This is a genomic window from Streptomyces sp. NPDC090022 (genome assembly GCF_044748145.1).
Classification (GTDB): domain Bacteria; phylum Actinomycetota; class Actinomycetes; order Streptomycetales; family Streptomycetaceae; genus Streptomyces.
The window spans coordinates 57,596-70,617 of record NZ_JBIVFN010000026.1; the positions used below are offsets into that span (position 1 = coordinate 57,596).

Here is a 13,022-nt window from a genome sequence, read left to right on the forward strand (position 1 = left end):
GGGCGCCGCGGCCGCTTCCGGCTACGGAGAAGACGGATCGTCAGGTGGCCCACCGGCCCCCGCCCGCGGCATCAGACCGGCGGCAGCGCGAGGGGCATGTCCTCCTCGTCGAGGACCACGAGCTGCGCCTCCACCGGGTCGGTCAGTTCCGTGATGCGCAGGGCCTGACGTTCCGTCATGGCCTGGAAGACCTGGCGGGCGGTACGGCCGTTGCCGAACCGGGCGTCGCGGGGGACCGCGTCGAAGTGCTCGCCGAGCCGCGCGCGGGCCCCTTCGCTCAGTTCGTAGCGGTGCCGCTGCGCGTGGTGCTCCACGATGCGGACCAGCTCCGCCGAGCTGTAGTCGGCGAAGACCAGGCTCCGGGTGAACCGGGAGGCCAGACCGGGGTTGGAGGAGACGAACCGCTCCATGTCCCCGGGATACCCGGCGGCGATGACGACCACCTCGTCACGGTGGTCCTCCATGAGCTTGACCAGGGTCGCCACCGCCTCCAGGCCGAAGTCGTTGGACACCCCGGCCGGCACCAGCGCGTACGCCTCGTCGATGAACAGCACGCCGCCGCGGGCCCGGTTGAAGGACTCGGTGGTCTTCGGGCCGGTGTGGCCCACGTACTCGCCGACCAGGGCGCTGCGGTCGACCTCCACCAGATGGCCGCGCTCCAGCAGGCCCAGCGCCTTGAGCAGCCTGCCGTAGAGGCGGGCCACCGTCGTCTTGCCGGTGCCCGGGTTCCCCGCGAAGACCAGGTGCCGGCTCAGCGGTGGCGCGGGCAGGCCCGCCTGCTGGCGCAGCCGCACCGTCTGCATCAGCTTGACCATGCCGCCGACGTCCCGCTTGACCCCGTCGAGACCGACCAGCTCGTCCAGTTCGGCGAGCAGTTCCTCCAGCGTCTCGGGTGCGGGCTCGGGCTCGCCCAGGTCGGCGAGTTCGCCGGGGTCGGAGCCGGCGGACAGCGCGGAGAAGCCGCCCGGCCGGGCGGAGTCGGGGGCGGGGCCGGGGCGGCCGGCGGACGGGGCCGGGCCGGCACCCGGCGCGGGACCGGCGGCGGTGACCGGGGGCAGGGCCGGGTTCTTGACCCGGACCGAGACGCAGTCCTCGAAGACCGGCGCCGCGTCCTCGGCCAGCGCGACGTCCTGGGAGCAGTCCAGCACCCGGCAGCCGGTGAAACGGGGCGTGGCCGCCCTGCCGATGTGCAGGGCGGGGAAGTTCCCGCCGGTGAGGTCGCAGTGGTCGAACGTGCCGCCCGCGCCCGGCGCGAACAGGATGCCGTTCTTGGCCGCCCCGTCGATCCGCAGGCCCCGTACGCTGGGCTCGGCGGCGCCCGCCACGACCATGCCGCTGCCGCCGGCCGCCTCGATCGCGCAGCCCTCCATGGTGAGCAGGGCCCCGCTGTCCAGCACCACGCCCGCGCTGCCGGTGGCCCCGATCCGGACGCCCGCCAAGGTGGTGCGGGCCTTGGGGCCGATCTCGACGCCCGCCTTGCGCGGGCCGGTCACCGTGGTGCCCCGTACGGCGGCGGCAGCCGTGGAGCGCAGCCGCAGCCCGGTCTCGCCGCGCTCGATCCGGCCGCCGGTGAGGTCCAGCCGGGCCCGGCCGTCGGTGTGCACGCCGCATACGGCGGCGTCGGCGAACGTGGTGTCGGTGACGTCGGCGTGGGCGGTGCCGGTCACCGTCAGCGCGTGCTCCCCGCTGACCCCGATCCGGCAGCCGGTCAGCGCGGCGCCCGCCCCGTCGCCGACCCGTACGGCCGCGGCCCCCGTACGGGCGATCAGCGTGTCGCCGGCCAGGGCGGTGGCCTCGCCCGCCACGGCCAGGCCGTGGCCGGCCGGGCCGAGGATCCAGCAGCCGTGCACCGTGAGCCGGGCGGAGCCGTACCCCGCCAGCGCGTCGGTCCCGGCCCCCGTGATCCGGCAGTCGGCCAGGCCGACGCTCGCCGAGCCGTCGGCGCGGACGCCGCCCCGGGCCGGATCGCTGATCCGGCACTCCTCCAGCAGCGCCTCGGCCTCGTCCTCGATGAGCAGCCCGTGACGGCCGGGGCCGGCCAGGCGGGCGTCGCGCAGCAGCACCCGGGAGGAGCCGCGGGCGCGCAGGCACGAGCCGGCCGTGCCGGTGACGCGCAGGCGCTCGCCCAGCAGGACCGCGCTGCCGCCCAGCGCCACCCCGAGCCCGTCGACGGTGTCCACGACGGTGTCCTCCAGGCGGGCGCGGGCATCGCCCTCCAGGTGTACGGCGGCGTGCCGGGCGTCGTGCAGCCGGCTGCGGCGGACCAGCAGGACGCCGCCGCCGACCGGGTCGCGCAGGGCTCCGGCAAGGGTGTCGGCGAAGGTGAGTGCCGCATTGTCGGCCGCCGCGGCCTCCTGACGGGAGCCGAGTACGTCGATCCGGCCGACGCCGAGATCGCACTCGGTCAGGGTCAGCCCGGCCGCGTCGGCGACCCGTACGGCGGCCTCGGCGGGGTCGCAGCCGCGCAGGTCCAGCCCGTACAGCTCGCAGCCGGGGGCGGTGACGGTGAGCAGCGGACCGCCGGGGGAGCGCAGGTGCACGGTTCCGGATCCGAACTCCGGCTCCAGCAGCACCCGGCGCTCCAGGCGCAGGGACTCGGTGTAGACGCCGGGCGCGATGGTGATCACGGCGCCGGGCGGGGCCGCGGCGAGGGCGGAGGCGATGGTGCGGTGGCCGCCCCAGCCCTTGGCGGCGACGCGCAGGGGCGGGGCGGCGGGGGCCGCGCTGTGCGCGCTGGCGCTGGTCGTCATGGGGTGACGGCTCCCTGCGGCAAGAAGTCGGGGTCGATCAGGAGGACGGGGGAGCCGGATCCGCCCGCGCTGCTCGGGAGCAGGTACCAGCTGGGCTTGATCAGGTCGCGGACCAGGGGGCCCGTGACGGAGGCGGCGACGTACTTGTCCATGATCTTTCCGAGGGTCGGGACGAGGAAGATGTCGATCACGCCCGCGCGGTGGTACCAGCGCCCGGCGATGTTCAGGTGGACGACCGAACGGGCCGCGCCGAGGGTCCCGGCGCCGATGAAACCGCCGAGCGAACCCATCAGGCCGCTGATCACGGCATCGGAGGCGCGCAGCTTGATGAGCTCGCCCGCCGCGTTCTTGACGCCGAAGACCGCGGCCGTGGAGGCACCGGAGACGAGTCCGCCCACGGTGCCGGCCAGGGTGCCGACGACGATGGTGTAGGTCGTGCCGCGCCAGCGGGCGACCTTCTCGTGGCCCGCCCACTCGCCACGCCAGTTGTCGTCCGTGGGGTGGCGCTGGTAGGGGAAGCCGTAGTCGATGTGGCTGAGGCCGTTCTTCCACGGGGTGCCGCGGCCATAGGCCTGGTGCGCGGCGGTGACCGCGCCCTTCATAGCAGCGCTGAGCACGGAGCCGTAGAAGATCTTGCCGAACTCCGCGGCGGTGATCTTGGCGCCGCCGGTCGCCGCGCCGACCAGCAAGAGGAGGAGGTTCACGAAGAAGTCGACGGCGAACTCGTGGCTCATCTCCACGCCGAGCTGCTGTCCCGCCTTGATGAGGAACGGCCGGTAGGTGGACTCGCCGCCCACGGCGGAGCCGAACTCCCAGCGGTTGGGGTCCGTGAGCATGCGGTAGTAGCCGCGGTACTGGTTGGCCCAGTCGACGTAGTCGGTCTCGCGGCCGACCAGCGTGAGCTTGCCGAAGGCATCGGTCTCGTAGACGAAGCCGGAAGGAGCCCGTTCGGCGGTGACGTCCAGGCCGGAAGGGCCGTACTGCCGCCAGTGCTGCTGCCAGGTCTCGCTCTCCAGGTAGGTGCCGTTGGGGAGCATCTTCTTCTCGCGGACGACGGCGCCGGTGTCGAACTCCTTCCAGACGTGCTGGTTGAACGTCCCGCCCGGCTCCGCCACGAACTCGCGGATGCGGAACGGCTTGTCGCCGAGCAGGTTCTGGATCACTCCGGCGTCGGGCTTGGCCGGGATCTCCTGGATCTTGATGTTGCCGAGGCTGACGACGTGGTCGGACCAGCGGGCGTCCTTCCTCCAGCCGGACAGGACGTTGCCGTTGGCGTCGATCCACCGCCTGACCTGGTCGCCCGGTCCGTTGCCGAACTCCTTGATGTTGCCGTGCACGTCGACCTTGCGCCAGTTCCAGACCTCGGTGCCGTCGTCGGCCCGGCTGACCCGCCAGGCGTCGACGGTGGTGCCGTCGGCGAGCAGCTGGTGGTCCCGGATGAGCCGCAGGTCCGGGGTGAAGTCCTGGTAGGACTCGCGGTCCCAGCCGTAGGGGTTGATGTCGCGGCCGTGAGCGGTGAGCCGGGGGCCTCCAATGGTGCCGGCGGGGTCGGCCGCGTCGGACCAGCTCATGCGGCCCGTGCTCGGACCGCGCCCTTCGATGATGACGTTGCCTTCGGCGCCGCCGACGGCGGGCCAGGTGTCGGAGCGGGCCACCACGTAGCCGTGGTGGTCGTACCTGGTCCAGTCGCCGTTGTACATGTGGAACTGCCGGCGGAAGGCGAGGTCGCCGTTGCCCGCTCCGCCGTCGGGCCGCAGGGCCGGTTGCGGCCGCCACTCGACGACGCTGCCGTCGTTCAGTCCGGTGCGGGCGACCTCCCAGTGCTTCCCGGCGTTCGGGGTGAACCAGTCGCCGTCGCCGAGATCGGTGGTGTACCGGTCCTGCCACGTGATCCGGCCCACGTCGATGCCGGTCGGGGCGTCGAAGTCGGCCCGGTTGAACGAGCGGTGGCCCTGGAGCTTGCCCACACCCTCGGAGAAGGGCAGATAGCCCGGCGGGATGTGCACCGGGTTGCCGTCGGGGCCGTCGGGCACCTTGACGTTGCCGACGGTCAGGTCGTTGCCGTTGATCAGCTTCCGGGTCTCGCGGACGATGTGGCCGTTGCTCGCGATGTCCGTCAGGGCGCCGTTCTGGGTGAGCAGGCGGATGCCGTGGGAGAGGTTTCCCAGGTCGGCTCCGGCCCCCGACGTGATGCTCCACTCGCTGAACTGGGTCAGGCTGTCGTTCTTGAACCAGGGCACGTTGTTGAAATCGGTCTTCCACATCTCGCCGCTGAGGAAGTAGCGGTACCAGATCGGCGGGCGCTGCTCCGCCATCCGCTTGACCGCCAGGACATCACCGTTCTCCAGCACCTTGATGCTGTCGATTTCCTTGCCGGGCGCGGACAGCGACACCGAGGTCGTCTTGGGGATCCCGTCGGCGCCGATCTCCTGCTGGAAGAGCCTGCGTACGTCGTGGGTGTTGGGCTGGAAGCGGCCGAACTTCTCGTGCATGACGACGGTCTCGCCGGTGAGGGGGTGCTTCATCGTGTCGGTGAAGCCGCGCACCTGTCCCCACTGGCGGTCGCCCTGGGCGATCAGCTTGAAATCGGCGTCGTAGCGGAACCAGGTGCCCTTGCCCAGACTCTGGGTGACGGCGCCGCGGTCGGTGCTGCCGATGACGTGGCCGCCGTCCGGGAGCTGCTGGAAGTGCGTGACCCGGGCGACACCGCTGGTGCCGGTCGAGTCGAACCAGGAGCGGAAGCTCTCGCCCCAGTGCCGGGTGCCGTGCCGGACGAGGGTGCCCGCGGCGTCCATCTCGTTCCACACACCACGCTGGTTGGTCAGGGAGAACCCGGAGATGGAGGCGCTGGCACTGGACTGGAAGGAGCCGAGGGTGTTGCCGTTCGGCAGCGGCCGCGACTCGAAGACGGTGATGCCGGAGTGGGTGGTCAGGTGGACCCGTCCCTGCGTCAGGCCCTTGGAGTTGATCACGCCGCCCTCGAACCACTTGGCGATGCGCCGGCCGCTGGGCGGGGCGGCGTCGCCGGTGCGGACCAGCTCCCAGGTGTTCGCGGGTGCGCCGGGCGCACCCAGCTGCGCGACGTGGTGCAGTTCAAGGTGCTGATTGGGCTTGATCTGCCCCTCGTAGACGACGTTGATCCGCTGGATCTCCAGCGTGCCGTCGGCGGCGTACACCTTGAACTCGCCCTGCCTGAGGCCCCCGAAGCCGTCGATGCGGAAGCCGCCGCCCAGCTGAGGCGTGACCGTGGCGCCGTGGACCGTGCCCAAGTGGCCGTCGAGAAGGCGGATCCCGCCCGGAGTGGTGTCGACGAAACGCGCCATCGACGGGTTGGCGAGCCCCTTGGCGTCGCCGAGCGGGACCACCTGGAACGGGTTGCCGTACGCCGAGGTGACCGTGAAGACGTTGCCGCCGCCCGGTGCCGCGGTGACGTGCACGTCGAGCCGGCCGCCCCCGTCGAACATCCGGAACTCGCCGTTCCCGCCCGTGACGTGGAAGCCGTGGCCGGGGCGCGGGGTGACGGCGGCGCCGTCGATCGGGTCGAGGTTCTGGTCGAGGCTGCGCAGGGCGCCCCCCGGGTACACCCCGATGTGCTCCGGCAGTTGCGCTCCGCCCATGGTGGTGAGCGGGAAGGCGTGGAACCGGAAGTGGCCGTCCGCTGCTCCGTGGACGCGGATCGTGCCGGGGCTCGTGACCCGGAGGGTGCCGTCGGGGCGGACGGTGACGGTGTCGGGGAGGTCGGCGCCGGCCGCGTCCTTGAGGTGGGGGTTCGGCGCCGCGCCGGCCCCTCCGACCGGCTGGAAGACGTACTGTCCCATGCCGTCGTCCGTGATGCCCCGGAGTTCGACGGCATTGTGGGTGTGGGCGCCGCGGGCGTCGAACACGAGCTGGCCGTCGCCGTGTACGACGCGGAAGCCGCCGCCCGGCAGGCCGGTCTGCGCGAGGACCTGGCCACCTCCGCGCAGTGGTTCGAGGTCGGGCCGCAGGAGGCTGATGGTGCCGTCCGCGTCGGTCCGGATGACATGGCCGTCGAGGGCGGAGCCGCCGGTGACCGGCACGTCGGTGCGCAGGAGGACGCCGCCGCCGGTGTCGAAAGCCTGGATGGTGCCGTGGGCGTCGGTGAGCAGGAACTCGTCGCCGGCCCGCTGGACCGCGATGCCGTTGTCGACGCCGCCGCCCATGTCGCGCGGGTGAGGGGCGGGCGTGTCCGGGGTGCCGACCGGGGTGAAGACGTACTGCCCGGTGCCCGGGACGCCCACCCCGTGCAGGGTGACCACGTTGTGGGTGGCGACACCCGCCGGGTCGACCGCAATGTGCTGGCCCCGGTGCTGGATGCGGAAGCCGTCCGGGCCCTGCGCGGTGACGGTGGCTCCGTCGATCGCGGTGCCGTTCCCGCGCACCAGCTGGGGGGCGGCGCCGCTGGCGGGGGTGTCCCGTACGAAGGCGCCGCCGGGGGGCACGTGGGCCAGGCCCCGGATGGCGACGCCCTCGTGTGAGAAGGCGCCGTCGAGGGTGTGCACGGAGAACCGGTGCCGCCCGAGGTCCACGTGGAGGGTGCCGTCCACCCGGATGACCTGCCCCGCCGCGGGGTCGACGGCGCCGTCCGCGGTGCGCAGCTGCGGGGCGGGCGTGTTCGGGGTGCCGGCCGGGGTGAAGACGAAGTGCCCGTCGGCCGGGACGTGCGGGCCGTGCAGGGTGGTGACGTCGTGGGTACGGACGCCGGCCGCGTCGACGGCGATGTGCCGGCCCCGGTGGTCGATCCGGAAGCCGCCGCCCGCCTGGGCGTGGACGCCGGCGCCGTCGATCGCGCCGCCGTCGGCGTGGACGAGCCGGGGGGCGCCGCCGGGCGCGTCCGGGATCCGTACGAAGGCGGCTCCGGCGCCGCCCGGCAGGGTGACGGCGGGCACCGGCAGGGCGTGGTGCGAGAAGGTGCCGTCGGCCCCGTACACGCCGATCTGCGGGGCGGCGACGGCGCCGGGGGCCGGGGTGGGGTTCACGTGGAACACGTCGCCGTGGGGCGTGACCGTGCCCAGGCCGGTCATGCCGTCGGCGCCGGTGAGCCGCGGCGCGGGCAGCGGACCGGCACCGGCCGCGCCTGCGCCGGCCGCGCCTGCGCCGGCCGCGCCTGCGCCGGCCGCGCCTGCGCCGGCCGGGGTGCCCGCCGGGACGAGCACGTGCAGACCGTTCGGCAGCCCGTCGGCGCCCGTGAGCGCGATGCCGGTGTGCGTCGGGAGGCCGGTGGCGGGGTGGTACAGGTGGAAGCCGGAGCCGTTCGCGGCCGGGATGTTCAGGCCGGCGCCGTTCATCAGGACGGGACGTCCGCCGGTGGGCAGGACGGCGTCACCGGCTCCGAGGTGCCGGATGCTGCCGACGGAACGGTCGGGGTCCAGGTGGAGGCTGACGGTCGTACCGTCCAGCGCCCCGCCGTGGAGCTGGAAGCGCCGCTCGCTGCCGACGAGCGTGGTGCCGGCCTGGTCGGCGGTGAAATCCCAGCGGAGCACTTCGACACCGGGGACGGCGGTGTGCTCGACGCGGACGATGTCCGCGCCCGCGGGGCCCGCGCCGCGCACGTGCTGGACGTCGACCGGGTGGCCGCCGGGCATGCCCCGTACGTCCGTGATGACACCGGCCGCGTCGGTCCGGACGTGGGCGAAGGTGTTGTTCAGGCCCGGCAGGGTCACCACGTGCAGGACCGGAGGCGCGGCCGCCGGGACCGGGCCGCCGCCGCCCGCGGCACCCGCCGCACCCGCGGCACCCGGGGCCGGCGGCATGTGGTCGAGACCGGCCAGCCCCAGGAGGTGGGCGAGGCTCGGGTTCGCGGCCGCGCCCGGCAGGCCGCCACCTGTCCCGGCACCGGCACCGGCACCGGCACCGGTTCCGGGCTGCGGGAGCGGCTGCAGCTCGACGGCGCTGCCGGCCGGGCCGCCCCCGGTGATGTGCGGGTCGATGACCTGGTCGTCGATCAGGGCGTGCCCGGCCCCCGAGCTGAGCGCGTAGTCGAGGCGGCGCACGCTGCCGTCGGGGCGGATGTGCTCGACCCGCAGCACGTCCTGGCCGCCGATCTGGACGTGCCGGGTGTCGAGCGTTCCGGCGGGGCCCTGCGGGGTGTCCACCTCGATGTCGACCTGGTTGCCGCTCTGGATGCCGGGCGCCACCCGGACCTCCACCCCGGGCAGGTCGGGCAGGTGGGTGAAGGTGTGCTGGAAGTCGAGGACCTCGGTGTGGTTGACGAACACCCGGGGGTTGCTGAACGCCGCGGCGTGGACCGAGGCGATCACGTCCGCGAGGTGGCTGCCGGCCCGCGGGGCGAAGGCGGCGCCGCCCAGCGCGGCCAGGTTGACCGTGCCCGTGTGGGCGGCCGGCAGGTCCACCTGGCCGATCCCCAGCGCGCCCGTCCGAGGCGCGCCGAGCTCCCCGAGCCCGCCCTGGGGCAGGGACAGGTCGCCGAGGTTCGCGTTCACGCCGGACACGGAGACCTGGCCCGGCTGTGCGCCCGGTACGGAGGCATCCCCGAGGTTCGTGTTCGCCCCGGGTACGGAGATCTGGCCCGCCTGTGCGCCCGGTACGGAGGCGCCGCCGAGGTGCGCGTTCGCCCCGGGCACGGAGACCTCGCCCGGCTGTGCGCCCGGTACGGAGGCGCCGCCGAGGTGCGCGTTCGCCCCGGGCACGGAGACCTCGCCGAGGTGCGCGCCGACCTGCGGTGCGGAGATCTCGCCGGCGCCCAGGCCGCCCGGCGTGACCCCGAGCTGGGGTGTGGCGACGCTCAGCGAGGGCAGGTTCACCTGGCCCAGCTGGACCTCGCCGACCTGTCCGAGGCCGCCCACCGCGGGCAGGTCCACGAGCTGGGCGTCGACGCCCGGGAGCGGGGTGGAGATCTGCCCGATCCCGCCCCCGCCCACCGTGCCCAGGGAGGGCACGCTGACGTGGCCGAGGGAGGGCAGCGACGGCGTGGACACGTTCACCGGCACGAGCGCCCCGGTGATGCTGTTCAGCTCCGGTGCGGTGACGGTGGTCGCCGGGAGCGCCCCCACGGAGCTGCCGAGCTGCGGCATGTCGATCTGGGTGTGCACCGGCATCGACGGGGGGATCGAGCCGAGGCCGGGAAGCTGGACCGTGGTGCCGTTGACACCGATCGAGGTCACACCCCCGAGCGCGGGCAGGTTCGCGGCGCCGCCATTGACGCCGAGCGGGGTCACCGGCCCCAGCGTGGGCAGCTGGAAGGTGCCGCCGGTGCCGCCGGTGCCCAGCGACGCCAGGTCGACGAGCCGGGCGTCGATCGACGGCAGGTCCAGGCGGCCGATGGAGCCGAGCCCGCCCGCCGCCCCGAGCTGGACGTCCAGGCCCTGCGGGGTGATCACGGAGAGGCCGGGCGGCGGACCGGAGAAGAGCCCGGACGGGCTGAAACCGTGCCAGTCGCCCATACCGGGGCCCCCGGCGCCGAAGGGATTGCCGGTGGGCGAGAACGTGAAGCCGTCGGTGCGGATCAGTCCGGAGCCGCCGACGGCGCCGCCCTCCCCGAAGAAGTGGGAACCGGCCCCCGCGGCGCCCGAGATCTTGCCGAGGTCGCCGATGAACTTGCCGTTGATGAAGGCGCCGTGGATGTACTTGCCGAGGATGCCGCGTTCGTAGAAGCCGATCTTGATGGCGAGGCCGATGCCCTGGCCCATCTCGTCGGCGGCCACCGGCAGGATCAGGCGCAGGCCCTTCCAGCCGCTGAGCCCGCCGGCGACGGTGGTGATGCCGGCCTTGATGCCGTTCAGCCCGACGATGAAGCTGCGGACCCCGAAGAAGGTCCCGGCACCGGCGATGTTGATCACCGCGAGGTCGGTGGCGACCGGGATGAACCCCCACGCCCGCCCGCTGCCGCCCATGAAGTGGCCGGCCTGGAGCCCCCGGGCGTCGAACTTCAGCCCGGTGAACACACCGGCCCGCACCCAGGTGAACGTCCCGCTCATGACGTCGCCGATGTGCAGACCGTTGCGGATGAACAGGCCGAAGGAGTTGGGGCCGCCGAGCACCAGGTTCTTGAAGCCCGTGAACGCCTTGGTGCTGAAGCCCTTCAGCGCGCCCCAGGCCGCGGTGATGTTCAGGCCCTTGGTGGTGGGGGCGATGACTCCGACGATGGAGAGGACCAGATCGGTGACGGACGCGTCGCCGTTGTGGAAGTCGATCGCCGTCTTGATCATGAGGCTCATGTTGAGGGCGAAGGCGACCAGGGCCAGGGTGCCGCCCGTGAAGATGGCCGGGATGATCAGGATGATCGCGATGTAGGTGAGGACCTTCCAGACCTCCGCGCAGTCGTCCACGGGCGAGGAGATCGAGCTCGCGGCTTCGGAGAGCGCGGTGGCGGCGGTGGCGGCGGCGGCCTCGAAGGTCGCCTGGGCCGCCTGGGCCGCCTTCCTGTGGGTCTCCCGCCCGTCCTTGTCGTCCTCCTTCAGCGCCTTCGCCGCGGTCAGGGCCTCCTCCGTCTTGCGCTGCTGCTCGCGCATGACGCCGGCGTAGGTCTGCATGGTGGTGCGGAAGGTTTCGTGGGCCTTCTTGTAGGTGGTGACGAAGCCGCGGATCCGGGTGTTGATCTTCCCTCGTATGGCGTCCGCGGTCTTGCCCTTGAAGGCGTTGGAGGAGGTGTTCAGCACCTCGTCGAGCCCGCCCTCGATGGTCTTCGCCAGCTCGATCAGCGCCAACTGGGAAGCGATGATCCGGTCGATCTCGTCCGGGTCGCCCGGGGTCGGGTCCTCGGTCATGCCGAGGGCGGACCAGTCGGTGGGTCGGGCCATGTACGGCCACCCCCTTCGTCGTACGGCGCCTGCCCCTACCTCCTCTACGCACCGGCCCCTCCACCGGTTCACCGGCGAACTCATCTTTCTCGACGTCCGGTTGAACCGGAAGGTGCCGCGGAGCGTAGACGAATTGAAGGACCACCAGGGAAGGAGGCGGAACGTGGAGGAGAAGACCCCGGACTTCGCCATCGACTACGGGTTGCTGAACAAGGTCCAGTCAAAGCTCCGGGACATGGCCAACCAGGCCGACTCGGGAAGCGGCAGCGGTTCGTACCGCGACATGGGCGAGGCCCTGGCCAGTGAGCGCCGCAGGGTCCTCGGGACGTACGACATGTCCGCCGAGTTCAACTACTTCTACACCACCTCCAAGAACCGCCAGGGGCAGGCCAAGGACGGGCTCAACAAGCTCGCCGACCTCTTCAAGGGCGTGTCCAACGCGTGGTTCGAGGCGGATTCCCAACTCGCGGCGGGCGCGGGCCTGATGACCAGGTCGCTGGGCCTGGAGGAATGGAAGGACAGGAAGAAGAACTACGACAAGTGGCTCTCGGACCGGGCCACATGGGAGGCCTATCTGAAGAAGATCGGCGCCTCCGAGTACTTCCGGGACCACCCCGACGCCAACATCCACACGGTGTGCAGCGCCGACGGCGCGCCCGGCTGGTGCAAGGCGTGGCGGGACGACAAGGATCCGCCCCGGCCCCCCGGCCCGCAGCCGCCCAAGCCCTCGGACACCCCGCCTCTGCACTACCGCCAGGAGACCTCGTCGGGCTCGATCGACGTCAAGCTCGAAGTCGACAAGGACAACAACATCATCAAGGAGACCTCGACCGTCACGGCGCACGGCCAGACGTACACCTCGACGACGGAGTACAAGGGGGCGCCGGAGATGGTCACGCCGCCGGGCGGCGGGAAGCCGTTCGACGCGCGCGACTACACGATCACCACCAAGGGGGCGGACGGCACGACCAGCGTCTCGTCGGTCGTGATCAACACCGACGGCTCGGGGACGATGAAGGTCACCGAGGGCGACAAGGTCACGGAGTACACGCGTGCCGGGGCGACCGCCCCGTGGGTGACGGTGCCGAAGGACGAGGACGAGGGCAGCAGCGGGCCCACCATCGGCTCCTGACCCGCACGTACCGCCCGAACACCGCGAACGACCGGAAGGAACACCCCGCATGGTTGCCAACATCCGCCTGTCCTACTCCGAGATCGACAGGGTGGCAGGCCTGCTGAACACGAGCGTCGACGTCACGCTCGTACCCCGCATGACCGAGGCCAAGAAGGAGGTGGACGCCCTCCTGAAGAACGCCCTGGTCCTGGAGAAGACCAGCCCCGCGCTCACGCAGCAGTACGAGAAGTTCAACACCGGGCTGATCCAGGCGACGGAGGCCATCAAGGGCTTCGCCAAGCAGTTCCAGGCGATCAAGGAGTCCGTCCAGAAGATGGACGGCGAAATGGCGAGCCAGGTCAACAGCAACGGCTGATCGGA

4 protein-coding genes are annotated in these 13,022 nt (G+C 72.5%); 2 read left to right on the forward strand and 2 right to left on the reverse strand.

Going from position 1 to position 13,022, the window contains the following annotated elements; translation table 11 throughout:
- Window positions 1–71: 71 nt before the first annotated feature.
- Both ACIPXB_RS31115 and ACIPXB_RS31120 read right to left on the reverse strand, forming a co-directional pair.
- Entirely contained in the window at window positions 72–2,750 is a 2,679-nt protein-coding gene (locus ACIPXB_RS31115) for a right-handed parallel beta-helix repeat-containing protein (RefSeq protein WP_401455253.1), read from the reverse strand.
- Window positions 2,747–11,527, reverse strand: a complete 8,781-nt coding sequence (locus ACIPXB_RS31120; RefSeq protein ID WP_401455254.1) for a hypothetical protein — start codon at window positions 11,525–11,527, stop codon at window positions 2,747–2,749. Before ACIPXB_RS31120 ends, ACIPXB_RS31115 begins: the two co-directional genes overlap by 4 nt.
- 163 nt (window positions 11,528–11,690) lie before the next feature.
- On the opposite strand from ACIPXB_RS31120, the gene ACIPXB_RS31125 reads away from it, so the two are divergent.
- Window positions 11,691–12,659 (forward strand): serine/arginine repetitive matrix protein 2, encoded by a 969-nt coding sequence (locus ACIPXB_RS31125; RefSeq protein ID WP_401455257.1) that lies wholly within the window; start codon window positions 11,691–11,693, stop codon window positions 12,657–12,659.
- 49 nt (window positions 12,660–12,708) lie between these two features.
- Window positions 12,709–13,017: a hypothetical protein gene (locus tag ACIPXB_RS31130; RefSeq protein ID WP_401455258.1), complete on the forward strand. Its 309-nt coding sequence runs from the start codon at window positions 12,709–12,711 to the stop codon at window positions 13,015–13,017.
- Window positions 13,018–13,022 lie beyond the last annotated feature (5 nt).